This window comes from Corynebacterium sp. ACRPE (genome assembly GCF_022347435.1).
Classification (GTDB): Bacteria; Actinomycetota; Actinomycetes; order Mycobacteriales; family Mycobacteriaceae; genus Corynebacterium; species Corynebacterium tuberculostearicum_D.
Window position 1 is genome coordinate 68,821 of the sequence record NZ_JAKRNA010000003.1, and the last position, 23,807, is coordinate 92,627.

The window sequence follows — 23,807 nt, forward strand, 5'->3', positions numbered from 1 at the left end:
CCCGTATGGTTGGGGCATGAAGTATTTCATGGGACCGGAAACCTGGCAGCCGATGGTAGAAGACATCGAGGCTGCCGGGCACCAACGCGTGAGCAGCATCGAGGACGCCGAGGTCTATATCAATAATGCGCCCAACCCGCGCCGCATCCCGGAGATGCCGGCGAATATCGGCTGGGTGCAGCATTGTTATACCGGCGTCAATCAGCTCATCGATGCAGGGGTCATTACCCCAGACAGCGTGCCATGGTGCAACTCCGCCGGCGCCTTTGCCCAGCCAGTGGCCGAGTCCGCACTCGGGCTGGCCCTTTCCCAGGCGCACCACCATAAGGCTTTCGCCCAAGCCGCTACCTGGTCGGTGGCCAAGGAGCTGGACGAGTCCCAGGCCTGGCTCTATGACCAGCAAGGGCCGAAGAGGGTAGCGATCTTTGGTGCTGGGGGCATCGGCAAGCAGCTCATTAAGCTCCTGCAACCCTTTGGCGTGCACATTACTGCGGTCAATCGCTCCGGCCGCGCGGTGGAAGGCGCCGATGAGGTCGTGCCCATGGATAAAGCCCAGCACGTGTGGGGCGAGGCGGATTTCATTTTCTGCATCCTGCCGGCCACCAAGGACACCGAGGGGCTTATCAATGCCGCCACCTTCCGCGCCATGAAACCCTCCGCCATCTTTATCAATGTCGGCCGCGGCAGCACCGTGGTCACTGATGACCTTGTGGAGGCCTTGCGCTGCGGCGACATCGCCGGCGCCGGCTTGGAGGTTATGGATCCCGAGCCGCTGCCCGATGGCCATCCGCTTTATGACCTGCCCAATTGCACCATGACCCCGCACATGGCCGCCTCTGCGCACGTGGCGCAGTACCACCTGGGCGCTATCTTCAACGCCAATGCCGCGGCGTGGGAGAGGGGAGAGGCCATGCCCACCCGCGTGGATGCGGAGGCTGGCTACTAATGAAGTACGCGATGTTGCCCACCCCGTGGGAGGAAACCCTGCAGGCACTCGATGCGACGGGGCACGAGCGCGCGCCATTGGAGGACGCCGAGGTGCTCATCTTCAACGGCGGTCCAGATGATTTCCCACAGCCCCTGCCGCCGAACGTGGGCTTGGTGCAGGTTCCTTTTGCCGGGGTGGACCATCTGCTCGGCGTCATGCGCGATACCACCGCCCGCTGGTCCAATGCCGCAGGCCTATATGACGCCACCGTGGCTGAATCCACCATTGCACTCCTGCTTGCCCAGTTGCATGCGCATAAGCGCGTGGGGACTAGCTGGGATAATCGCGATGAGGTCGAGGCTCACACCAGCTTCCTTTTTGAGGATAAGACCGTGGCGGTGGTGGGAGCAGGGGGCATCGGTAAGCGGCTTATCCGCATGCTAGAAGGCTTCGGCCCACGCATCATTGCGGTTAATCGCTCCGGTAATCCGGTGCAGGGCGCCGATGAAACCTTCGCCACGGCCGACATCGAGCGCGTGTGGCCGGCCGCCGATTATTTCGTGGCACTTGCGCCGCTAACGGAGCAGACACACCAGCTTTTCGATGCTGCTGCCTTCCGCGCTATGCCCGACCACGCAGTGGTAATTAACGTCGGCCGCGGTCCGCTCGTGGACACCGAGGCCCTTGTTGACGCTCTCCGCTCCGGCCAGATCGCCGGCGCCGGCCTAGATGTCACCGCCCCCGAGCCCTTGCCTGATGGGCACCCGCTGTGGGACATGCCTAACGTAGTCATCACTCCGCACCTGGCCAACCCACCATATTCGGTGCGCCGACGCATTGGCTCGCATACAGTGCAGGCCATGGAGCGCTTTGCTGCAGGTGAGGCAATTCCCACGGAAGTAGATATTGAAGCTGGCTACTGATGGATAGCCCCGGTAACCGCACTGACGATGGCCGGCTCAACCCGACCGCGGCTGAGGTTACGGATATGAGGGAGCGCCGGAAGAAAGTAAAGACGGTCGATTATGCTGCCTGGGCAGCCACCATTCTTTCCATTGTGCTCGGCTATTTCTTCTACCACTGGCCCTATTTCTGGGTTATCCCGATCATCTGTTTTGTATGCTCGGCCGGAGCCCGCCACGTTTATAATCTGAGCTATTTTGAGGAGGAATACCTCATGTTCGAGCGGAAGGGCGAGAAGCGCCGCCGCCGTGCATCCGACTAACGCCGCCGCGAGCTCGGCTAATAAGTAGGCCACCGTGCGGGTGCTTGCTGCCCAACCGGCTGAAATGCGCGTGGTCTTTCGTTAAGCTGGTATGGCATGAGCAACACTGAACGCGAAGAAGTTCTGTCCAAAGCCCGTGCTGCCAAGGAAGTCGCGCCCGTCGTGGCGCAGCTGTCCACGCCGCGCAAGAATGAGATCTTGCAGCGCGCAGCCGAAAACCTCATTGCCCACACCGAAGATATCCTCGCCGCTAATAAGCGGGACATCGAAGCCGGCCGCGAACGCGGCATGTCCGAGTCTCTTATTGACCGCCTGTCTCTCGATGCCGCGCGTGTGGAAGGCATTGCCGGTGGTTTGCGCCAGGTAGCCGGCCTGCAGGACCCGGTAGGAGAGATCCTGCAGGGCCGCACCATGGACAACGGCATTCAGATGAAGCAGGTGCGCGTTCCGCTCGGCGTGATGGGCATGGTCTATGAGGCCCGCCCGAACGTCACCGTGGACGCCTTCGGCCTGGCCATTAAATCCGGCAACGTGCCCCTACTGCGCGGCTCTAAATCCGCCCGCAACTCCAATGCCAAGCTGGTAGAAATCCTGCAGGATACCCTCGCCGAGTTTGACCTTCCGCGCGAGGCCGTGCAGCTTCTGCCGTGCGAGACGCACGATTCCGTCCAGGACCTCATCACCGCTCGCGGCCTGGTGGACCTGGTCATTCCGCGCGGTGGCGCCAAGCTTATTGAGGCCGTCGTCACCGGCGCCACCGTCCCAGCCATTGAGACCGGCACCGGCAACTGCCACTTCTACGTGGACGCCTCTGCGGACCTAGACAAGGCCATCGACATGGTCATCAACGGCAAGACCCGCCGCACCTCCGTGTGCAACTCCACGGAGTGTGTGCTTATCGACGCCACCTTGGATGACTCCGCCAAGCTGCGCATCATCACCGCGCTGCAGGAGGCGGGCGTGACCATCCAGGGCGACGTCGCCGAGCTCGAGGCCTTCGGCGTCCAGGATGCCGTACAGGCCACCGATGAGGACTGGCGCGAAGAGTCGCTGTCTATGGATATCTGCGCCAAGGTGGTCGACGGCGTCGACGGTGCCATTGCCCACATCGCCGAATTCACCACTGGTCACACCGAGGCCATCGCCGCGCAAGACGCCGATGTGCTAGTGAAGTTCGGCAACGAGGTAGATGCCGCCGCGGTCATGCTCAACGCCTCTACCGCTTTCACCGATGGCGAGGTCTACGGCATGGGCGCCGAAATCGGCATTTCCACCCAGAAGCTGCACGCCCGCGGCCCGATGGCGCTGCCGGAGCTCACCTCTTCTAAGTGGATCCTGCAGGGTACCGGGCAGACCCGCCCCTAGTGGGACGGCTATAATCACCACCCATGACTAGCCCACAGCGCATCGGCATCATGGGTGGCACCTTTGACCCCATCCACAACGGCCACTTGGTAGCGGCCAGCGAGGCCGCCCACCGCTTTGCCCTCGATACCGTCGTCTTTGTTCCCACCGGCCAGCCGTGGCAAAAGTCCCACCGCGACGTCACTGCGGCCGAGCACCGCTACTTGATGACGATGGTAGCCACGGCCTCCAATCCGCGATTTACCGTCTCGCGCGTAGACATTGACCGCGAGGGGCCCACCTATACCATCGATACGCTGCGGGATTTGCGCGAACTCTTCCCAGAAGCGGAGTTCTACTTCATCACCGGCGCCGACTCGCTGGCCTCCATCATGAGCTGGCATAACTGGGAAGAGATGCTGGATATGGCGCACTTTGTGGGCGTGACTCGCCCCGGCTATGAATTAAGCGCCGATATGCTACCTGCCGATGCGCAGGAGGCTATCGATCTTATCGATATCCCCGCCATGGCCATCTCCTCCACGGCGTGCCGCGAACGCGCCGGGCAGGGGCAACCCGTGTGGTACCTCGTTCCGGATGGGGTGGTGCAGTACATCACCAAGAACAATCTCTATGGGCCTAACCCAGATAAGCCCCTGTAGAAACTTCCGCGGCCTTCCCCAGATTTTGGGCACGGGCCTGCTAAACGTGCAAGAATAGATTCTCACTAGAGATAGTTCATACCGAATATACTCAGACGCGAAAAGGGAATTTTTACACATTGTCTACTTCTGATCTTGCCCGCCGCATGGCAGAAACCGCGGCCCACGCCGCGCAAGAAAAGCTGGCCACTAATATCGCGGCCATTGATGTCTCCGATGTCCTCGCTATCACCGAGGTCTTCGTACTCGCTTCTGCGGATAACGAGCGCCAGGTTGGCTCCATCGTGGATGAAGTCGAAGACGAAATGACTAAGCAGGGCTTCGAGCCGCAGCGCCGTGAGGGCAACCGTGAGAACCGTTGGGTGCTGCTGGATTATGGCAATATCGTCGTCCACGTCCAGCGCAATGACCAGCGCGAGTTCTACGGTTTGGACCGCCTGTACCACGATTGCCCAGCACTGGAGATCGAGGGCATCGAGGCCCCAGAGCGTCCGGGCGAATGGACCAATGGCATCAACCCGCGCGAAGTCGATTCCATCGATGAGCTCCCACTGGCCGATAAGGTCCCTGGTGAGGACGAGGAGCTTTAAACCCGCATGAGCCGCCGCCTGATCCTGATCCGCCACGGACAAACTACCTACAACGCCACCGGCCGCATGCAGGGTCACTTGGATACCGAGCTGTCCGAGCTGGGCTATGAGCAGGCCCGCGCCGCCGCGCGCCTGCTGCAGGATCAGGGCGTGTCTAAAATCGTCGCCTCTGACCTCATCCGCGCGCGCGAAACCGCGCGCGTGGTCGCCGAGGCCCTCGGCATGGATTTCACCACGGATGCCCGCCTGCGCGAGACACACCTAGGACAGTGGCAGGGCAGAACCTCCGCCGAAGTAGATGCAGAGTTCCCAGGCGCGCGCGCCATTTGGCGCCATGATCCCACCTGGGCGCCGCCGGAAGGCGAGTCCCGCGTGGATGTGGCCGAGCGCGCCCGCCCCGTCATCGATGAGCTCATGCAAGATTTCGCCGGCTGGGAAGCCGGCCCCGTGCTCATCGTGGCCCATGGCGGCGCTATCTCGGCGCTGACCTGCCACCTGCTGGGCCTTGATCATGCGCAGTACGGAATCCTTTCCGGCCTGAAGAATACGCACTGGTCGCAGCTGACAGCCCGCCCTGATTTCAACCCGGACACGCCGCTGTCTTCCCTGGAATTTAATGCCCAGAACGTCGGTACCGCCAAGTGGTATTTCGACGGCTGGAATATGGGCGGAGAGGTCACCGGGGACGGCGGGGCGGATATCTAGTGGCCGTTCGCGTCATAACGGATTCCTCGGCGGGCCTGCCGCCGGAGTTGGCGGAGCAGCTATCCATCACCGTCATCGATCTCCACCTCATGGAAAGCCATGGCAAGGAGGGCCTAGAGCGTTCTACCTCCGGGCTAAGCGCACTGGAGCTGGCCGCTGCCTATGGTCGCGAGATGGAGCGCGCCCAAGACGAAGGTGTGGTGGCCATACATCTATCTAAAGAGCTATCTTCTACCTATTCCGCTGCGGTTTCTGCTTCGGGTGTTTTCCCGCACACGGTGCGGGTGATTGACTCCGGTTCGGCCGGCATGGCCATGGGCGCGGCCGCCATGTCCGCGGCTAAGCTCGCCTCCCGCGGCGCCAGCTTGGACGAGTGCTATGCCGCGGCCATCGATACCCTCAAGCGCGCGGCTACCTGGGTCTACCTTCATTCCATGGAGGACCTGCGCCGCTCCGGCCGCCTTTCCCCGGCCACGGCCGTGCTTTCTACGGCGCTATTGGCTACCAAGCCGATTATGTCGATTACCCGCGGCAAGCTGGAGCTGGTGGGCAAGACCCGCACCCAGACCAAGGCCTTTACCAAGTTGGTGGATCTCATCGCCTCCCGCGCGGACGGTGAGCCGGCCTTCGTTGCCATTCAGCACAACCAGGCCGAAGACGCGGCTGCCAAGCTGGAGGCGCTCCTTGAAGCGGCGCTGCCGCAGGGCTCGTCCTTCATCTGCACTCCGCTTAACGACGTCCTCTCTGTCCACGCCGGCCCCTCCGCCATCGGCGTCTCCGCCGTGTTTAGCTCCGAGCCGCCCGCCGAACCTGTGCATTCTCACACACGTGGTCGACCCCGCGCCTTCCCACCGCGCCGATCTGTGGATAACTAGCCCCAGCGCGCCGGGTTCGTTGACGCCCACAACAAGTTATCCACAGCCCACCTTCGCTCGACCTACCGCTTGATTGCGCCTGCGCTTAGCCTCAGCGCCATGGCGGCACCCAAGATCAGCGAACGACTCCGCGAATTTACCCAACCCACCGGTGAGGAAGAACTCCTCGCCGTCGATTACCCGCGCCCGCGACTGCGCATCAGCCCTTGGCAGGCCTGCGCAGTGGCGGTCATTCTCGTTATCGGCGTGGTGGTCTGGCTCGGCATCAAGGCACGCTCCGAAGAATCTTCCGGCATGCCCGAGCCTGCGGCAATGAGCCCAGGCGCGGCCACCAGCGAAGAACCTAGCGAGATCATCGTCTCGGTCATCGGCGAGGTAGCAGAGCCCGGCCTGAAAACACTCGAGCCCGGCGCGCGTGTGGCCGATGCCCTCGATGCCGCCCAGCCGCTACCCGGCGCCGAGACCATGGCGCTCAACCATGCTCAGCGGCTTTCCGACGGCCAACAGCTCCACATTCTGCCCTCCGGCGCCGCTCCACCTCCCGCACCCGGTGAACCCGCCCCCGCCGGCGACAACTCCAGCAGCCCTGGCGGCAGCGCTAGCGGCAGCGGCGTGAGCCTCAATAACGCCACCGCCGAGGAGCTCACCGAACTCAAGGGCGTCGGCGAGGTGACCGCGCTGGCCATCGTGGCCTACCGCGAGGAGCACGGCGGCTTCAAGGATGTGGAAGAGCTCCTGGAGGTCTCCGGCATCGGGCCGGCGAAGCTGGCACAGCTTAAAGACCAAGTCCAGCTCTAGCCCGTACCTGAGCGTGCGATGCGAGAACTGCGGCTCGTCCCCGGCGCGGCTACCGCCTGGCTGGCCGTCATCGCCGTGCTGCTCGCCGGCCGCGGTTGGGCCATCGCACTCATCGCAGTCGTCGTCGCGCTGTGCCTTATTGCTCGTCAGTGGGGCCAAGCGCTCTTCTGCGGGGCGGTCGCTGGGGGTGCGGCGCTCGTCGCCGCGGTGCGCCAGGATCGTGCTGCCGCATTCGACCTCGGCAGCGAAGTCACCGGGCGCCTTGTCACTGAACCAACGCAGACCAGTACGGGCGGCTGGCTGCTCAAGCTCAAGGTTCCGGGATACCCGACCCAGCTGCCGGTCTTTAGCCCAGAACCAGTCCCAGCGGCCGCTGGCGCCGAGCTTACGGCCAGGGTGAGGGTAGGGGAGTCGGATAGGGCGGGCGTCGGAAAGCTCAGCGCCAATGCCACCGACGTGCAGGTAACCGCCGAGCCCGAAGGCCTGGCCGGTTGGGCGGCCGAGGTGGCTGAGAATTTCCGCGCGCTGGTCCTCGATACCGTAGGCCCCTCCAGCCAAGGCCTGATTCCCGGCATGGTGCTCGGCGATACCGCGCTGCAAGATACCGCCGAGCGCGACCTGTATATCGCCACCGGGCTCTCACACTTAAGTGCTGTATCTGGCGCCAATGTGGCCATAGTCTGCTCCGCCGCGGCCGTGGTCTGCGCCGCCTTCGCGCTCGGGCCCCGCGCCCGCGTGGCCGCCTCCCTGTGCGCCCTTGCCACCTATGTTCTGCTTGTGGGCTTCGAACCTTCCGTCCAGCGCGCGGCCGTCGCTGGAGTAGTGGGGCTGCTTGCCGTGCTCAATTCCACGCGCATGGAGCCCATCCATGCGCTCAGCCTCGGCATCATCGCGCTGCTCTTTGTGGATTCCGACCTCGCCGTGCACTTCGGCTTCGCCCTATCCTGTGCGGCGACGCTCGGCATCGTGGCGCTGAGCCCGCTCATCTATAAGCACTTGGCCGTGACCGGCTGGCCCGCCATCTTCCTGCGCGCGGTTGCCGTGGCCATCGCGGCCGATATCGTCACCCTGCCGCTGGTGGCACTCATGTCCGGCGAGGTCTCCGTGGTCTCCGTGCTAGCCAATATCCTTGTCGAGCCCGCCACCGTGCCGATTACCATCGTGGGGCTTATCGCCGCCATCTTTGCCCAGCTCGGCCCGCTCGACGTGCTGGGCGCCGGCTTGCTGCGCCTCATTGAGCCCTTCTCGTGGTGGATTAATACCGTCGCCCACGGCGTGGCCCACCTGCCCGTGGTCACCATTCCTGCTAACCCGCTTTTTACGCTGCTTGCCTACGCCTGGATCATTGCCGGCCTCCTCTATCACCGCCCGTGGCTCACCTTGGCGCTGACGCTGGCGGGCATCGCCTGGCTCGGCCTGGCCGCAGGCTAGAATGGCGGGCATGCCTCCAGTACACCTCATCCTCGGCGACGATGAATTCCTCACCGAACGCGCCCGCCTGCACATCCAGCGCGCCGCGGCCGAGGAGAGCGGATCTTCCGGCACCCGGCCCGAGCTGACCAAGCTCAAGGCCTCCGAGGTCTCTGAGGGAGAGCTCCTCGAGGCCACCAGCCCGTCGCTCTTTGGCGATAACCGCGTAATCGTCATCAGCGACTGCGAGCGTGCCGGCAAAGAAGTAGTCGATATCCTCCTGCGCGCCTGTGCCAACCCCGCGCCGGGCATGACCATGGTCATCATCTACTCCGTGACGGCCAAGACGCTGAAGAAAAAGAAGAAGAAGCAGCCCGAGCTCGTGGCCAAGCTGCGCAAGATTGCGGAGGTCCACGAGGTCTTTTCGCTCTACCCCAATGAGCTGGGCCAGTGGGCCACCCGCGAATTTTCCAGCCACGGCGTGCGACCCACCCCGGACGTTATCCACGCCGTGCTTGAGGGAGTGGGCTCTGACCTGCGCGAGCTGGCTTCGGCCATCTCCCAGCTGGTCTCCGATACCGGCGGCAATGTCACCCGCGAGGCGGTGCAAAACTACTACGTCGGCGTGGCCGAGGTGGCCAATTGGGACATTGCCGACGCCGCCGTCGCCGGCCGCGTCGAAGCCGCCGTATCCACCTGCCGCCGCGCCCTCCAGCTGGGCGCGAGCCCCGTGGCGATTGCCGCCGCGCTGGCCAATAAGGTCGGCGCTGTCGCCCGCCTCTACTCCGCGCGCGGGGACCAATACTCGCTGGCGAGCCAAACCGGCCTAGCACCCTACGTGGTCAAAATGACCCAGCCCGTGGCCCGCCGCTGGTCCGCCGATAATGTCACCAAGGCCGTCATCCTCGTCTCCGAGCTCGATGCCGCCGTCAAAGGCCAAGGCGGTGAGCCCGAATTCGCCCTTGAGGCGGCCGTCAAACGCGTCGCGGAACTGGCGCGATAAGCTAGAAACCATGTCTGAGACGCAAGTGCAAGAATTCGCCGGTCGACTCTTTGACATGGCGCGCGAGGGCAACCTGGACCTCCTCGCCTATATCGACCACGGCGTGAATATCGATCTCGTCAACCACGAAGGCCAGTCCTTTATCATGCTCGCCGCCTATCACAGCCACGCCGAGCTGGTTACCGCACTTGCCCGCGCCGGCGCAGACGTCAACCTACTCAATGACCGCGGCCAGTCCCCGCTGGCCGGTGCCATCTTCAAGAAGGAAGACGCGGTTATCGACGCCCTCCTTGCCGCCCACGCCGACCCCACCGCCGGCCAGCCTTCCGCGCTGGATTCTGCCCGGCTGTTCGGCCGCGAGGACCTTATCCCCCGCCTCGAAAGCGAGGCGGGGGAGTGACCTGGACATCCTTTTTCACCCTCTTGCTGATGAACCTGGTGGGCGTCGCCTCGCCGGGGCCGGACATCATTTTGGTGACCCGCTACGCCACCCGCTCGCGCCGCCACGCCATTGCCGCGGCCGCCGGCATCCAGATCGGCGTGCTTTTCTGGTGCGCCGCCACCGTCTTTGGCGCCGCCGCGCTGCTGACCGCCTTTCCAGAAATCCTCGGCGCGGTCCAGGCCATCGGCGGCTGCTTCTTAGTGTTTATGGGAACCCGCGCGCTGCGCAGCGGCATCGCCCAGCGCGCCAACCCGCCCGTGGATCTGGAAGACGCCGCCGCCCAGCTCGGCCGCCTGCGCACCGCCTTCAAGGTCGGCCTGGCCACGAATATGTCCAACCCGAAAATCGTGCTCTTCCTCGCCGCGATGATCGCCCCGCTGCTTCCGGCTAGCCCACCCATCTGGTTGGCCATTGCGCTGACACTTTCGCTCTCGCTGTCGGCCTTCCTCTTCTTCCTCGTCGTCGCCACGGTAATTTCCACCAATGCCGTGCGCCGCAAGCTCATCGCCGCCGGCCCGTGGATCGACATCGGCTCTGGCCTCTTCTTTATCATCGCCGGTATCGTCCTCATCATCTCCGGCGGGCAGAACCTGCTGGCCTAAAACAGGCGCGGCGTGCCCTCTGCCACCGTGTCCAGCACCCACTGGGTCCAGCGGGCGACGGTGGATGCGCGCCGCCGGGACGTCGCCAAGCTGAGCCCCAGCCCCTCCATGGCCGCACAAATCTCCGCGGTGCTAGCCACCGCGCCGCGGGCCAAGCTGAGCTCAAGCACCTCGCGGAAAACCCGCCGCGCCGCCAGCGCCCGTATGAGCGCCGCATTCCGGGCGTCGCGCTGCGGCTGCTCGATAACCCGCCGCCCGTGCTCCGTCGGCTCCCACGCTTCCTGCACCGGCTCCGCCAGGCCCAGGTAGCGCGCGGCGTTGGCATAATAATCCGCCTGGCGCGGGTCGAAATCATAGCGCTGGGTAATCTCCGCCTTGCTTAGCGGCTGCAGGGCGATGAGCTCCAGCAGGTTGACCACCCGCTCGAAGCTATTAGCTTGCGGGAACGGCACGGCTGGCTCGGGTTCGGGCTCTACCGCCCACACAATATCGAGCGCCGCCTGCGCATCCAGAGTCGAGGCGGACAGCGCGTAGCGGGCGCTATCGACCAGCGCAATGCTGCGAAAATCCGCCGGGTCCCGAAATTCATAGCGGTACAGGTGGAAAATACCATTGGAGTACACCAGGTAAACCGGCACGACATCCTTGGCCAGGCGCTGCTGGAACCGGCGATACGGAAAATATAGCTGCCGGATATTGAAATCGTCCGAAAGGTGGTTCTTCGCCTCCACCAGCACCAGGTGCTCGAGCGATTCGAAGCCGCCGTCGATCTCCATCTGCGCGCGGTCCACCGCCACATCCACGCCCAAGTCCGGCAGCCGCACCTTAAGCCCGCGCGTGGACATGCGCCCGGCCACCGTCGCCTGCAATGGCCCGCAGCCCAGGAAGTCCTCTAGCATCCCGCTTGCCGACGCCCCATTTAACGCCACCGCCTCCGAGCTCACCCCCTCCAACGAGAGGGTGTCCAGCCCCGCGGGCAACTCCAGCGTGCGTACCTCGCCGCGCTGCGTTCCTGGAAACCGTTCGTAGAGGTTGAATCGCCCTACCAGGTATTCGCTGCGGCTGACCGGTACGATTCCCAGCTGGAGACGCTGAAAAATCCACGGCCGCGACGTAGAAAAATCATGCTTGGCCATCAGCCGCGGTTGCCGGCCTGAGAGCCGTTCTAGCTCCCTCGCGCCGATATAGAAATAGCCGCACCGCTCCAGCTCCGCGTCGTATCCTGCCGCCAGGATGCGCAGCCAGCCCCAGTCATTGACGCCGAGTTTCACCGACTCCGGCACACCAAAGCGCGCCCGCAGCTCCCGCGCTTCCGGCCCGCTAGTCACCGTGGACCTCGTAATTGCGCACCAGGACCTCGTCGACCTTGCCCCGCTTCGAACCAACGGAGTTAATCGCCCGCGTTGCCCCCACGATGCCCACTTCATAGTCCGCATAGAGCTCGCGAATGAACTCGGTGGCCGAATTAGACAACAGGAACTTCACCCCGCGCCTATCCAAGTCATCGCAGACCTCTTTGAGACGCTCTTGTTCCGCACGGTCAAAGCCGCCCTTCTGGTAGCCGGTAAACGAGCTCGTCACATTCACCGGGTCATAGGGCGGGTCGAAGTACACAAAGTCCCCCTCGCGTGCCTGTGCTACCGCCGCAGCGAAATCGCCCTGCGAGAAGGCCACATCATTATCCGCAAAATAACGGTGCACCGCGCGTAGCGTGTCCTCATCGCAGATGGTGGGATTCTTATAACGCCCAAACGGGGCATTAAATTGGCCGGCCGCGTTCACGCGATACAGGCCGTTATAGCAGGTGCGATTGAGATACAACGTTCGTGCGGCGCGCTCGACGGGGGAGAGGGCGGCAAACTTGTGGGCATCCCGGTCCACTGCGCGCAGTGCATAGAAAAACTCTGCCTCATTGGGGTAGCCCGCGAGTTCCGCAATCAGTTCATCGACGCCGCCGCGCACCACCTCATAGAGGTTAATGAGCTCACCATTGAGATCGTTGACCCGTGCGCTGGCCGGCTCCAGAGAGAAAAGCACCGCGCCGCCACCGATGAAGGGTTCGTAATAACGCCGCGGGGCCTCCGCCGGCAGGGCGGCGTGGATATGCGGCAAGAGCTGGCGCTTCCCGCCCGCCCATTTCACCAGTGGCTTAACGTTTTTCATCGTTGATTCATCTTAGCCGTCCCACCGGACACGAGCACCATCGGGCTTTCGAACGTGTGAGCGGATAAATCGGGTGCACGGCCACGCGGCGGCGCCATCTTGGTTGTCCAACGTCACAGTTTCGCCTAATAGTGCCATGACGGGCGAAAATGCGCAGCCGTGCCGGCGGGGAATTCCCCTGGTGTGCATGGCAGTTTCTCTGACCGAATATAAGGTAATAAAATCGCCTCAAAATCCCTTAGCTTGTAGGCAAAATAGAATTTCCTCACAATTTCTTAGGGAGAAAGAAAAGATACTGAAGCTTGAAGAGCGTCGGGACAGAAAGGGGCATTCATGCCGCGTATATCAAAAATCCGAGTCGCTGCGCTCAACCTCGTCATCGAGAATGGTTATGACGGGTTCACCATGGAGGAGCTCGCTCACAAAGTGGGCGTTTCCCGCCGTACGCTTTTTAATTACATAAAAGACAAAGAATCGGCAGTTTTAGGCTCCGAAATGTCGGAGGAAGTGGAGAACCAATTCCAAAATTTCGCCGCGGGATTGCCCACCGGAAGCCTGCGCGAAGATTCCAAGATCATGGCCATGACCGTATTCAATCGTGCCGTAGGCGATGAGTTCTTCCCCGAAATTTCCCAGCTCACGGCCCAGGCTTTGGCTAAGGATACGAAGCTGCGCGCCCTGTACTGCCAGCGCAATAGCCGCATAATTCAGCGCGTCCGCCAGGCGGTGCAGGCTCGCGAAGGTTGGAAGTCATCCGATCCGCGTCTTACGCCGACCGTCAACATCATCCACACCCAGTTCCTGACCGCCTTTGAGACCTTCGTGGAAACCCGTGGCGGCACTTCGCTTGCCGACGCCTTCCACAACGCCGGCGCCATCTTCGAAGACTACTTCAACGACGAACTGGCCTAAGATCCCCGCCTAAGTCTTACCGGCCCTACCTGCCGGTTCCGTCGGCCAAAGTAAGCCAAGAAAATCCCCCGGCGCGCTCCGTAGAGCGCGACCGGGGGATAATCTGTGCAATGGCTCTTAGTCCATCTTGTTGAATGCGGAAGCCATGCCGGACTTCTTGTTGGCTGCGGTGTTGCGGTGGAAGACACCCTTGGACACGGACTTGTCCAGGGCGCGGGATGCCACGCGCAGCTGCTTCTCAGCAGCAGCCTTGTCGCCAGCGGCAACGGTCTCGCGGAACTTGCGGATCTCGGTGCGGACGGCGGAGCGAACGCCCTTATTGCGACGACGTGCCTTCTCGTTGGTGATAACGCGCTTCTGCTTGGACTTGATATTTGCCATGAAAAATACCTCTTAGTAATCGAAAGTGATTGACGTAGAAACCGACCTACTCGGACTACTCCCGCGGCCAGCAATCACTGGCGCGCTCGGCGCTGGTATTCGAAGAGCGAACCCAAGGTCCTGCCCGCCCCGACCAGCGCGCCCGGCAAGTAAGTAACCAACACACAATAGCAGTACCGAACCCGACCTGCCAAAACCCTCCCCGCGACAGCCGTCTCCCAGGTCGCTGGCTCCCGGCCCGCTGGCTTCCTAGCCGCCGGCCGCGCGGCGGCTAGGCCCAGTGGTAGCGCGCCCGCAACCTATTCGCGATTCGTTCGAATCTGCGTTCCGGAAAAAGAGTGCCTTGCCGGCGCACCTGCTCCTCGGATACCTCGAGCAGGCGGTCGAGGCGCACCCAGCAATCGCACCCGGATTCGTCCCATTCGCCGGAACCGATTTCCAGCCAGGCGTCGTCAAGCGCATGCTTTGGGTTGGGGGAGATAAGCAAACCCATCACCGTGGTGCGGGTGCGGCCGACGACCAAAATGGCGCGCTCGCGCGGTGGTGCCTGCTTACCTTCGGCCGGTACCCACACCCAGACCACCTCGCCGGAATCGGCCTGGCCGTCCATATCGGGGGTGAAAAATATGGACCGGGGGTGGGAGGCAGTGGCCTCTACCTGGATATCGGCGGCCTTGCGCGGCCCGTGGAACTCATCCGACCTATCCAGCCCCAACCGGGAATTAATGCGGCTCAGGCCGGTGTCTATGGGCTCGCGCTCGCTGATTCCCAGCGCTTGGCGCAGACGGGTGAGCATGGCGCTTTTCATGTCGACTATTGTAGACGTATGTCTGAAAACTTTGCGGCCACGACGTTTACGGATCCCGCCCGAATCCGAAACTTCTGCATTATTGCTCACATCGACCACGGCAAGTCGACGCTGGCGGACCGCATCCTGCAGCTATCCAAGGTGGTTGCGGAGCGCGATATGCGTGACCAGTTCCTCGATAATATGGACATCGAGCGCGAGCGCGGCATTACCATTAAGGCGCAGAACGTGCGCCTGCCGTGGGTGCCCCAGTCCGGCACTGTGCAGGGGGAACAGATTGTCATGCAGATGATTGACACCCCCGGCCACGTGGACTTTACCTACGAGGTCTCCCGCGCGCTCGAGGCGTGTGAGGGCGCTATCCTGCTTGTCGACGCCGCCCAGGGCATCGAAGCCCAAACCCTCGCCAACCTTTACCTGGCGATGGAAAACGACCTGGAAATTATCCCGGTCCTCAATAAAATCGACCTGCCGGCCGCCGACCCGGAAAAATACGCGCTGGAAATCGCCAATATCATCGGCTGCGAGCCGGAAGAGGTGCTGCGCGTGTCGGGCAAGACCGGCGAGGGCGTCGTCGAGCTGCTGGACAAGGTCTGCGAGCTAGTTCCGCCGCCATCTTCTGAGTTCGACGCCGATGCGCCGGCCCGCGCCATGATTTTTGACTCCGTCTATGACACCTACCGCGGCGTGGTGACCTATATCCGCATGGTGGACGGCAAGCTCACCCCGCGCCAGAAGGTCACCATGATGTCGACCAACGCCAACCATGAGCTGCTGGAAATCGGCATCGTTTCGCCCACGATGCAAAAGTGTGAGGGCTTGGGTCCTGGCGAGGTGGGCTACCTCATTACCGGCGTAAAGGACGTCCGCGAGACCAAGGTGGGCGATACCGTCACCTGGTCCAACGGCGGCGCCGAAACCCCACTTAAGGGATACAAGGACCCGGACCCGATGGTCTACTCCGGCCTTTTCCCCATTTCCCAGGCCGACTTCCCGGACCTGCGCGATGCGTTGGAAAAGCTGCAGCTTAACGACGCCTCCTTAACCTTCGAGCCCGAAACCTCCGTCGCCCTCGGCTTTGGTTTCCGCTGCGGCTTCTTGGGTTTGTTGCATATGGAAATTACCCGCGACCGCTTGGAGCGCGAGTTCGGCCTCGACCTGATTTCCACCGCGCCATCGGTAACCTACCGCGTGGTGGCCGAAGACGGCGAGGAAAAGTGGGTCCACAACCCGTCTGACTGGCCGGAAGGAAAGCTCAACGAGGTCTATGAGCCCGTGGTGAAGATGACCGTCATCGTGCCCGAGCAGTTCGTCGGCCCCACCATGGAACTCTGCCAGTCCAAGCGCGGCCAGATGGGTGGCATGGACTACCTTTCCGAGGACCGCGTGGAGCTGCGCTACACCATGCCGCTCGGTGAAATCATCTTTGATTTCTTCGATATGCTCAAGTCCCGCACCAAGGGCTACGCTTCGCTGAACTATGAGGAGGCCGGCGAGCAGCTCGCGGACCTGGTAAAGGTCGACATCTTGCTCAATGGCGACCCAGTCGATGCCTTCTCTGCCATCGTCCACCGCGATTCCGCCCAGTGGTATGGCAATAAGATGACCAAGAAGCTCAAGGAGCTCATCCCGCGCCAGCAGTTCGAGGTGCCCGTCCAGGCGGCCATCGGCTCGAAGATCATCGCCCGCGAAAACATCCGCGCTATGCGCAAGGACGTGCTGGCCAAGTGCTACGGCGGCGATATCTCCCGTAAGCGCAAGCTGCTGGAAAAGCAGAAGGCCGGCAAAAAGCGCATGAAGACGCTGGGCTCCGTCTCGGTGCCGCAGGAAGCCTTCGTGGCCGCGCTGTCTACCGACGCCGACGATTAATCCACCCCACGCACGCCGAACCCACCTCGCAGCCATGCCGTGGTTGCGAGGCCAGGTTGAGCGGACGGCCTGAGCGGACGACCTGAGTGTTCAAGGCGTGTAACTAGGTCGATCCGGCCCAGGGCGGGACCCAGACTATTCGGCCCTGCCGCCGCTCAAGCCTGCCGCGCACCGGCGGCGCGTGCGGATCGTCGTCGTTGACGCCGTTGTGATACGGGCACGCCACGCTGAGATTTGCCATATTGGTCTCGCCGCCGTGTTTCCACGCCTGCAAGTGGTGGATCTGACACTTATCCGCCGGATAGTTGCACTCGGCCCACGGGCAGGTGGGATTTTCCGCGCCCGCCATCAGCCGCTGCTTATCCGAGGCATGCCGCGAGGTGCGATACAGGTTCACCGCTCCCTCATAAGGATGGACGAGGGTGACAAGCCCGCATTCGGCCAAGCGCTTTTCCACCAGCTTCGCGCCGCTTATTTCGGCACCATTGGTTAACCGCAGCGTAATTTCCTCACCTCCGCCGCTTAAGATTTCATCCAATTCATCGAGCTGGATGATGATATTCGTCGTCGCGGCAGGCCGCGCCGCAGCCCCGCCGCGGAAGAAGATATGCTCCACGGAATCAAGCGGCATCTCCTCGTTGATGCTGGCGTGCAGGTCAGCAATGAAATCGGAATCGCCGGTAATCGATAGCGTCGACGGGCCACCCTTGCGCCGCGTCATCCGCACGCCTTTCTCCGGCTGCCGCGGCGGATACAGCTCCTTCAACCGCGTGCGCGCGAGCCGCTCCACGTCCTGGTCGGTCGCGCATAGTTCAGCGCGCAGCGCCCACGCATCCCGCTTGGATTTCGTGCGCGAGACGTACTTTTCGATAATCTTCAACGTCGCCAAGCAATGCTTGGTCGCCCGGCAGGAGCGCTGCCGGCGGGTGAAGGGAGTGGGGCCAAAGTAGACGTCGGCAAGCGCAAGGAGGCTCCGGGCCTCCTGCCGAGGAAGCCCCAGCCGCCGCAGGTCGGCCTCGCGCGCGCCAGAGACCTCGCCGAGAAGCTCCATCGGCGAGGTAAGTTGGCGGGCGTAGTCCTGCAAGCGGGTCATGCCGGTGAGCCTAAGGCACCCCGCAAGCCCGCGATAGCCCACCAGCGCCCGCCTGTGGATAACTCGCCCCACCTGTCACACCAACCCCGAACCCGCCGGGCGGCCTGTGGATAACCTGCGGTACCCTCGAATGCGAAAGCGAGAAAAGGAGCTCCCCATGACTGACCCGACCAAGCGTATTCGCCCCACCAACCCTGGCCGCCTGGCTGCCCCGCGCCAGGCCCAGCAGCTGCCGCCCCTGCCGGTGACGCGGGCGCGCATTGGTGAGCGGGTAGCCACCGAGGTTTTCCAGGAAATGGGCGAGGGCATGCTCGAGGAGCTGCAGAACTTCCGCCGCGACCTGCACCGCAACCCGGAAATCGGCCTGGACCTGCCGCGCACGCAGAAGAAGGTCCTAGAAGCGCTGGAGGGCCTGCCGCTGGAGATTCACGTGGGCCAGGATTTGAGCTCGGTGGTGGCCGTGCTGCGCGGCGGCCAGCGCGGCGAGCGGCCGGTGTCGGTGCTTTTGCGCGCGGACATGGACGCCTTGGAGGTGCGCGAGCAGACCGGCAGCCCGTTCGCGTCGACGAATGGCTATATGCACGCCTGCGGCCATGACTTGCACACGGCCGGCCTCGTGGGCGCGGCGCGGATTCTGTGCGAGCACCGCGAGGAGCTGCACGGCGATGTCACCTTCATGTTCCAGCCCGGCGAGGAAGGCCCGGGCGGCGCGCTGCCGATGATTGAGGAGGGCGTGCTCGACGCCGCTGGCCGACGCCCCATTGCCGCCTACGGCCTGCACGTCGGCCCCCAAGACCGCGGCACCTTTCACTATGTGCCAGGCCCGATGATGGCAAGCTCCTCCAACTTGACCATCACGGTGCTGGGCAAGGGCGGGCACGGCTCCCGCCCGCACGATGCCATCGACCCGGTAGCGGCGCTGGCGGAGATTCAGATGTCGCTGCAGACGGCGCTGACCCGCCGTTTTGATGCGCTGGAGCCCATCGTGATTACCGTGACCAACCTGTGGGCGGGCGACGGCGCGTATAACGCCATCCCGGAGCGCGCGGCCTTGGGCGCGACAGTCCGCGTGCTGCGCGATGAGAAGATCGACGCCGTGCGCCAGATGATTACGGAGGTCTCCAGCTCCGTCGCTGCCTCGCACCGCTGCACCGCGCAGGTGGATTTTGAGATTTTGTACCCGACCACCAAGACGAATGCGCGCGAGAACCAGTTCGCCGCCACCTTGTGGGGCCAGATGTTTGGCGCGGAGAATGTCCAGCCTTTCGACGCCCCGATGATGGCCTCCGAGGACTTCGGCTACGTCCTCTCCCAGGTGCCGGGCACTTTTATGTGGATGGGCACGGCCAATCCGGAAAAGCCCGAAAATCAGCGCGAGTGGAATCACTCGCCAATGATGCGCTTTGATGATTCCGTACTCGGCATGCAGGCCGCCGCGCTGGCGGCCGTGGCGTTTGAGCGCCTCGCTACCGAGAACGAGCATCCGTCCGCGCAGACGAAGGCCATGCGCGATGCGGCCGGGGTGCAAAGATAATTCATCCCTAGGGACTATGGCCGCCGGCTTAAGCTTGAGGCCATGGTCAGAACGAAGTGGAGCACGGCGGGAATTGTTGCCGCTTGTGCAGTGGCGAATTGGCTCATCGGCGTGGCGTTGATGAGCTTCGATATTGAGGAATACTCGCCGTCGTTTGAGGAGTACGGGCCCTATATCTGCACCGGCTTTGCGGTGGGCGTGTTGACGATTATTGCCCTGCCCTTTGCCTTAGAGCACCAGCCGCGCGAGCTTTCCGACGTCGACTATGCCGGCTCCACCCGCAGCTTCATCGCCGGTTGCATCGTGCTGTTGGGGTCGAGCTCCTATTTTGGTGCGGCTAGTGGAGTTGTGGCTTTTATTTCCATGGTCTCGCGCCGATCGACCTTGCGTTCGGTGGCCGCAGTGGCGTGCTTCGTGGTGGCGTTTGCGGTTGAAACTAGCTTTAACCCCTATATGGCCTGGGACGATATCGGATGGGTTGGTGCCATCTTCGTTGTTGTTGTGATGGTCGCGGGGTTATTGGTAGGCCAAAAGCGTGGCAATCTGCGCGAAAAGCGGTGGCGGGTGGAGCAACAAGCCCGGATGAATCGCGAAGAGATGCGCGCCAGGGTAGAACGCGCGCGGCAAGAGGAGCGCGCGAATATCGCGCGGGACATGCACGATTCGCTCTCGCACCGCTTGAGCCTGGTGGCCATCCATGCGGGTGCGCTGAGCTATCCGCGCGAGGGCGTGCCCGACGAGTTCACAGACGCAGCGCGCACCATCCGCACGGAAGCCCAGAACGCGGTAGAAGATTTGCGCACCGTCTTAAGCGCCTTGCGCGAAGACCTTTCCGAGGATCCGCGCACCACCTTAGAAGAGCTAGTCGCGGCCGCGCGTGAGGCCGGAGCCGAGGTGACCGTGACCTACGCGGACGGTGCCAGCCCGGATGTTTTTACTGGGCTATCCACGATGGCGCAGCACGCCGTGCACCGCGCAGTACAGGAAGGCCTGACCAATGCGCGCAAGCACGCCGCTGGCCAGCCGGTGAGCATTACGGTGCGCGAGGTGGCCGGTGAGGTGGGCATCGAGATGCGCAACCCGCTCTCGGCGGCTAAGGCCGGGGATCGCGCAGGTGCCAGCGCCGGCGGCTACGGGCTGGTGGGACTGCGCGAGCGTGTGGAGCTATCCGGCGGGCGCATGAATGTCCACGTCGGCGAAGAAGGTGAGGAATTTAGCTGGAGCATCCTGCTACCACTGGCGCACAAGGAGGCCACACAATGAGCGAAATGAGTTGGCAATTGCGCCATCCCGATTACGGGCTTATGCGCATCGACTTGGAAGAGACCACGGAGCGCGAGGGGTGGACCGGAAAGTACTTGGATTCCACGCGCAGCCTTTTTACTTCTACGGTCGACGGAACCACGCGCAAGCTCAGCTATATCGACACCGATGACTCGGCCTATAGCGTGGAATTCCTGCGCGGAAATAGCGATGATAATGCTCCCGAAGACGCAGATCGCGTCGAGTTACATGAGCGCCGTGGTTACATCGTTCCGGAGTTTCGCGGACAAGGAGCAAGGGTGATGTTTGCGGCGGTGGGGAAGGTGGACGTCGATAAGCGCCTGCATCGGGTGAACTTATGGACGTTGCTCCTGCAGACTGCGCTGACATTCATTGCGGCCACTCTAGTCATCGACTTTTTCCCGAAATTCTTCGAAAAGTTAAACGATATTCTCGTGCCCTCGTTCCTTAACGCCGTAGTGGCGGGCCACGCCAAGATAGTGCCGGTAGTACTGGCGATCTTCGTGGCGCTTACAGTGGCGTATACGCCCGTTGCGTCGCAGTTCTGGCGCGCGCGGTGGAATCAACCAGTGGGAAAGGAAGCATGATGGCCGACGCACTGCGTGTAGTGCTCGTTGACGACGAGGATCTAGTCCGCAGCGGCCTGCGCCTGCTGCTATCCAACGCGCCCGATATCGAGGTCGTGGCCGAGGCGAGCAATGGCCGGGACGCGGTGGCTACCGTGCTCGACGCGCAGCCCGATGTGGTGCTGATGGATATTCGCATGCCGGTCATGGATGGCATCGCGGCCGTGGAGAAGATTCTGTCCGTTCACGCAGTGCCGATCATCATGCTCACGGCCTTCGATACCGATTCCTTCATCCTGCGGGCTCTGCGTGCCGGGGCGGCTGGGTTCCTGCTGAAGTCGACGCCGCCGGAATCGCTCATGGCGGCCGTGCGTGCGGCCGCGGCGGGGCAGCCGTTGTTGAGCCCGCAGGTCGTCGACAAGCTGGTAAGCATGCAGGGGCCCGCGCTTGACGACGCCCATTCGCACCACACCCGCACCGCCCGCAACCGCCTAGGTAGGCTTAGCTCCCGCGAGCGCGAAATCGCCGAGCTGGTGGCGCAGGGCTTGAATAACCAGGAAATTGCCGACCGGCTCGTGGTGTCCATGGCCACGGTAAAGTCCCATATGCAGCACATTTTGAAAAAGATCGGCGGCACGAGCCGCGTGCACATCGCAATTATGGTCTTAGAGGCGCGTGGCTGAGGCCGGAGAATCCTCCCTGCGGGGGATACCGCGCTGGCGGTGGGTCGGCTTAGACTGGTGCGCGTTATGAAGTTGTTCCGAAAATCCGACGAGATGCTCCAGCGTCCGCTGTGGCAGAAAATTCTCATCGCAGTAATCGCTGTCGTCGGCGACGTGTTGGCCGCGTCGGATAGTGTTTCGGTAAATGATGTCTCAGAGAATCGGGTGCTTGTTATACTTGCGGTGTTGGTCGGTACTTGGGCGCTTTTACCTTTGGCTTTGCGCCATGCCGTTGGGGAGCGTGACCCGCGCAGCACGCAGCCTGGCCCGCGCAGTGCATTGGTAGCCGCAACCATTATTTCGGCGACGGTGACGATTGCTGAGTTCCGGCCTTCGGTATTTATAGCGGCGTTTTCTGCGGCCTCGCGCCGCAGCCGGTTGTGGATGGCGCTGGTATGCACGGCCATGGTGCTCTCGGAGTTGGTCGATTTTGATATATCTCGAAGCGAAGGGCTTAGTGCGCCCGGGAAGTTGGGATTTTTCTCTGGCATCATCCTCCCAGCAGTAGTGGTTTTGATCGTCGGATTGGTCCGCTCGAACCAAAAAGAGCGCACGATTGCGCTGCAGGCGCAGGCGGAGCTCACACACGAGGAAATGGCTACGCGGGAGAATTTTGCGCGGCAGGAGGAACGCGACCGGATTGCGCGGGATATGCACGATACGCTCTCGCATCGGCTGAGCATGATTGCGGTCTATGCCGGCGGGCTGGCCTACCGTAAGGACCTAGATCCGGAAGAGACGCGGAAATCCGCGCGCACGATTCGCGATGAAGCCGAGGCCGCCGTGGGGGATCTGCGCGAGGCGCTGCACTCGCTGCGCAGCGAGGGGCGCATCGATCCGCGCGAGGGCGTGGAATCGCTGGTGGAGCGTTCCCGCCAGGCGGGCATGGAGGTGGAAGTGCGCTACCAGGCGGGCGCGGGGCCGCAATCGCTGGAGGAGCTGAGCACCATGGCCGGCCACGCGCTCAACCGCGCGGTCCAGGAGGGCTTGACCAACGCCCGCAAGCACGCGCCGGGTAAGCCGGTGACCATCACCATCGCCGCGCTTGCCGACGCCCTGTCTATCACCATGTCTAACCCCGCAGCCCAGGCTGGTGAGAAGGGGAGTTTGCACAGTGGTGGGTATGGGATCGTCGGCATGCGCGAGCGCGCTAGTGTGGTGGGCGGATCGCTGCAGGTAAACGATGAGGAAGGACGCTTCTCGTGGACGCTGCGCCTGCCGAGGAAGGAAGTACAGTGAGTGAGATTCGGGTGGTGCTCGTCGACGATGAGCCGCTGCTGCGCCACGGGCTGCGCATGATCTTGGAAGGCGCGCCGGGCATTAGCGTCGTCGGCGAGGCCGGCAACGGCAAGGAAGGCATCGAACTTATCCTGGCAGAGGAACCAGATGTGGCGCTGATGGATATTCGCATGCCGGTCATGGACGGCATTGAGGCGACGGCGCAGCTGCACTCGCTTGCAGGCGCGCGCGATATCCCGGTGGTGATGCTTACTGCTTTTGATACCGACGAGTTCATCCTGCACGCCCTGCGCGCTGGGGCGGTGGGCTTCTTGTTGAAGACGACGGCGCCGGAGGCGCTGGTGGCGTCGGTAAGAGCGGCGGCCCAAGGCCAGCAACAGCTCAGCCCGAAGGTGCTAGAAAACCTGGTGGGGCTGGCGGACACGCCGCCGCAGCCAGAGCAGGAGATGATTCAGCCCAGCGGGTTAGCCGAGCTGAGCGAGCGCGAAAATGAAATTGCCCAGCTGGTGGCCCAAGGACTGAGCAACGCCGAGATTGCCGAGCAGCTATTCATCTCGCTGACCACGGTTAAAACGCACATGAAACACATCCTGGCCAAGATCGATGGCACCAACCGGGTGCACATCGCGATTGCGGTGCTCGGCGGTTAGGC

Annotated in this window: 26 protein-coding genes; 21 read left to right on the top strand and 5 right to left on the bottom strand. The window is 62.9% G+C overall.

Features of this window, described 5'->3' with window-relative positions; translation table 11 throughout:
- The first annotated feature begins 16 nt into the window (after positions 1 to 16).
- The 13 genes from MHY13_RS02790 to MHY13_RS02850 all read left to right on the top strand — a co-directional run bounded on the left by MHY13_RS02790 (position 17) and on the right by MHY13_RS02850 (position 10,584).
- Positions 17 to 946: a D-isomer specific 2-hydroxyacid dehydrogenase family protein gene (locus MHY13_RS02790; protein WP_239280556.1), complete on the top strand. Its 930-nt coding sequence runs from the start codon at positions 17 to 19 to the stop codon at positions 944 to 946.
- Positions 946 to 1,851 (top strand): D-isomer specific 2-hydroxyacid dehydrogenase family protein, encoded by a 906-nt coding sequence (locus MHY13_RS02795; RefSeq protein WP_239280557.1) that lies wholly within the window; start codon positions 946 to 948, stop codon positions 1,849 to 1,851. The genes MHY13_RS02790 and MHY13_RS02795 overlap by 1 nt, the downstream gene beginning before the upstream one ends.
- A complete protein-coding gene (locus MHY13_RS02800; RefSeq protein ID WP_239280559.1) occupies positions 1,851 to 2,153 on the top strand; it encodes a hypothetical protein in 303 nt (100 codons plus the stop codon). Before MHY13_RS02795 ends, MHY13_RS02800 begins: the two co-directional genes overlap by 1 nt.
- A 96-nt stretch (positions 2,154 to 2,249) precedes the next feature.
- Positions 2,250 to 3,518 carry a glutamate-5-semialdehyde dehydrogenase gene (locus MHY13_RS02805; protein WP_239280561.1) on the top strand — a complete coding sequence of 423 codons (1,269 nt, stop codon included), beginning with the start codon at positions 2,250 to 2,252 and terminating at the stop codon, positions 3,516 to 3,518.
- A gap of 23 nt (positions 3,519 to 3,541) precedes the next feature.
- Positions 3,542 to 4,159, top strand: a complete 618-nt coding sequence (gene nadD / locus MHY13_RS02810) for a nicotinate-nucleotide adenylyltransferase (protein ID WP_239280563.1) — start codon at positions 3,542 to 3,544, stop codon at positions 4,157 to 4,159.
- A gap of 146 nt (positions 4,160 to 4,305) precedes the next feature.
- Positions 4,306 to 4,749: a ribosome silencing factor gene (gene rsfS / locus MHY13_RS02815; protein WP_239280724.1), complete on the top strand. Its 444-nt coding sequence runs from the start codon at positions 4,306 to 4,308 to the stop codon at positions 4,747 to 4,749.
- Between the two features lie 6 nt (positions 4,750 to 4,755).
- Positions 4,756 to 5,454: a histidine phosphatase family protein gene (locus tag MHY13_RS02820; RefSeq protein WP_239280565.1), complete on the top strand. Its 699-nt coding sequence runs from the start codon at positions 4,756 to 4,758 to the stop codon at positions 5,452 to 5,454.
- A complete protein-coding gene (locus MHY13_RS02825; protein ID WP_239280567.1) occupies positions 5,454 to 6,329 on the top strand; it encodes a DegV family protein in 876 nt (291 codons plus the stop codon). Before MHY13_RS02820 ends, MHY13_RS02825 begins: the two co-directional genes overlap by 1 nt.
- A gap of 99 nt (positions 6,330 to 6,428) precedes the next feature.
- Positions 6,429 to 7,127, top strand: coding sequence for a ComEA family DNA-binding protein (locus tag MHY13_RS02830; RefSeq protein ID WP_239280569.1), 699 nt, complete (start codon positions 6,429 to 6,431; stop codon positions 7,125 to 7,127).
- 18 nt (positions 7,128 to 7,145) lie between these two features.
- Positions 7,146 to 8,558 carry a ComEC/Rec2 family competence protein gene (locus MHY13_RS02835; protein WP_239280571.1) on the top strand — a complete coding sequence of 471 codons (1,413 nt, stop codon included), beginning with the start codon at positions 7,146 to 7,148 and terminating at the stop codon, positions 8,556 to 8,558.
- 1 nt (position 8,559) lies between these two features.
- A complete protein-coding gene (holA, locus tag MHY13_RS02840; RefSeq protein WP_239280573.1) occupies positions 8,560 to 9,540 on the top strand; it encodes a DNA polymerase III subunit delta in 981 nt (326 codons plus the stop codon).
- A gap of 10 nt (positions 9,541 to 9,550) precedes the next feature.
- A complete protein-coding gene (locus tag MHY13_RS02845) occupies positions 9,551 to 9,940 on the top strand; it encodes an ankyrin repeat domain-containing protein (protein WP_239230333.1) in 390 nt (129 codons plus the stop codon).
- Complete coding sequence (locus tag MHY13_RS02850; protein ID WP_204611193.1) at positions 9,937 to 10,584, top strand: LysE family translocator; 648 nt, start codon at positions 9,937 to 9,939, stop codon at positions 10,582 to 10,584. Before MHY13_RS02845 ends, MHY13_RS02850 begins: the two co-directional genes overlap by 4 nt.
- Here MHY13_RS02850 and MHY13_RS02855 read toward each other — a convergent pair.
- Together MHY13_RS02855 and MHY13_RS02860 are read right to left on the bottom strand one after the other, a co-directional pair.
- The gene (locus MHY13_RS02855; RefSeq protein WP_239280575.1) at positions 10,581 to 11,912 is read right to left on the bottom strand and encodes a hypothetical protein; all 1,332 of its coding nucleotides are present in this window, start codon (positions 11,910 to 11,912) and stop codon (positions 10,581 to 10,583) included. The two genes, MHY13_RS02850 and MHY13_RS02855, sit on opposite strands and share 4 nt — an antisense overlap.
- Positions 11,905 to 12,747 carry a DNA adenine methylase gene (locus MHY13_RS02860; RefSeq protein WP_239280577.1) on the bottom strand — a complete coding sequence of 281 codons (843 nt, stop codon included), beginning with the start codon at positions 12,745 to 12,747 and terminating at the stop codon, positions 11,905 to 11,907. Before MHY13_RS02860 ends, MHY13_RS02855 begins: the two co-directional genes overlap by 8 nt.
- Positions 12,748 to 13,080: 333 nt before the next feature.
- Between MHY13_RS02860 and MHY13_RS02865 the strand changes: the two genes are divergently transcribed.
- Complete coding sequence (locus tag MHY13_RS02865; RefSeq protein ID WP_204611196.1) at positions 13,081 to 13,659, top strand: TetR/AcrR family transcriptional regulator; 579 nt, start codon at positions 13,081 to 13,083, stop codon at positions 13,657 to 13,659.
- A 117-nt stretch (positions 13,660 to 13,776) separates the two neighbouring features.
- On the opposite strand, the gene rpsT is transcribed toward MHY13_RS02865, so the two are convergent.
- Complete coding sequence (rpsT, locus tag MHY13_RS02870; RefSeq protein ID WP_049378501.1) at positions 13,777 to 14,040, bottom strand: 30S ribosomal protein S20; 264 nt, start codon at positions 14,038 to 14,040, stop codon at positions 13,777 to 13,779.
- A 271-nt stretch (positions 14,041 to 14,311) separates the two neighbouring features.
- On the bottom strand, positions 14,312 to 14,848 hold the full coding sequence (locus tag MHY13_RS02875) for a type II toxin-antitoxin system PemK/MazF family toxin (RefSeq protein ID WP_204611198.1): 537 nt from the start codon (positions 14,846 to 14,848) through the stop codon (positions 14,312 to 14,314).
- A gap of 18 nt (positions 14,849 to 14,866) precedes the next feature.
- Between MHY13_RS02875 and lepA the strand changes: the two genes are divergently transcribed.
- Positions 14,867 to 16,717, top strand: coding sequence for a translation elongation factor 4 (gene lepA, locus MHY13_RS02880; RefSeq protein ID WP_239280587.1), 1,851 nt, complete (start codon positions 14,867 to 14,869; stop codon positions 16,715 to 16,717).
- A 103-nt stretch (positions 16,718 to 16,820) separates the two neighbouring features.
- Here the strand turns inward: lepA and MHY13_RS02885 are convergent, their stop codons facing one another.
- Positions 16,821 to 17,810, bottom strand: coding sequence for an HNH endonuclease signature motif containing protein (locus MHY13_RS02885; protein ID WP_204611200.1), 990 nt, complete (start codon positions 17,808 to 17,810; stop codon positions 16,821 to 16,823).
- A gap of 157 nt (positions 17,811 to 17,967) precedes the next feature.
- Between MHY13_RS02885 and MHY13_RS02890 the strand changes: the two genes are divergently transcribed.
- From MHY13_RS02890 to MHY13_RS12240, 6 genes are all read left to right on the top strand, one after another.
- Positions 17,968 to 19,344 carry a M20 family metallopeptidase gene (locus MHY13_RS02890; protein ID WP_239280589.1) on the top strand — a complete coding sequence of 459 codons (1,377 nt, stop codon included), beginning with the start codon at positions 17,968 to 17,970 and terminating at the stop codon, positions 19,342 to 19,344.
- 42 nt (positions 19,345 to 19,386) lie between these two features.
- Positions 19,387 to 20,607, top strand: coding sequence for a sensor histidine kinase (locus tag MHY13_RS02895; protein ID WP_239280591.1), 1,221 nt, complete (start codon positions 19,387 to 19,389; stop codon positions 20,605 to 20,607).
- The gene (locus MHY13_RS02900; RefSeq protein ID WP_239280593.1) at positions 20,604 to 21,215 is read left to right on the top strand and encodes a hypothetical protein; all 612 of its coding nucleotides are present in this window, start codon (positions 20,604 to 20,606) and stop codon (positions 21,213 to 21,215) included. Before MHY13_RS02895 ends, MHY13_RS02900 begins: the two co-directional genes overlap by 4 nt.
- Positions 21,212 to 21,877 (top strand): response regulator transcription factor, encoded by a 666-nt coding sequence (locus tag MHY13_RS02905; RefSeq protein WP_239280595.1) that lies wholly within the window; start codon positions 21,212 to 21,214, stop codon positions 21,875 to 21,877. Before MHY13_RS02900 ends, MHY13_RS02905 begins: the two co-directional genes overlap by 4 nt.
- Before the next feature lie 66 nt (positions 21,878 to 21,943).
- On the top strand, positions 21,944 to 23,155 hold the full coding sequence (locus tag MHY13_RS02910; RefSeq protein ID WP_239280597.1) for a sensor histidine kinase: 1,212 nt from the start codon (positions 21,944 to 21,946) through the stop codon (positions 23,153 to 23,155).
- A complete protein-coding gene (locus MHY13_RS12240) occupies positions 23,152 to 23,805 on the top strand; it encodes a response regulator transcription factor (protein WP_239280599.1) in 654 nt (217 codons plus the stop codon). The genes MHY13_RS02910 and MHY13_RS12240 overlap by 4 nt, the downstream gene beginning before the upstream one ends.
- Positions 23,806 to 23,807: the final 2 nt, after the last annotated feature.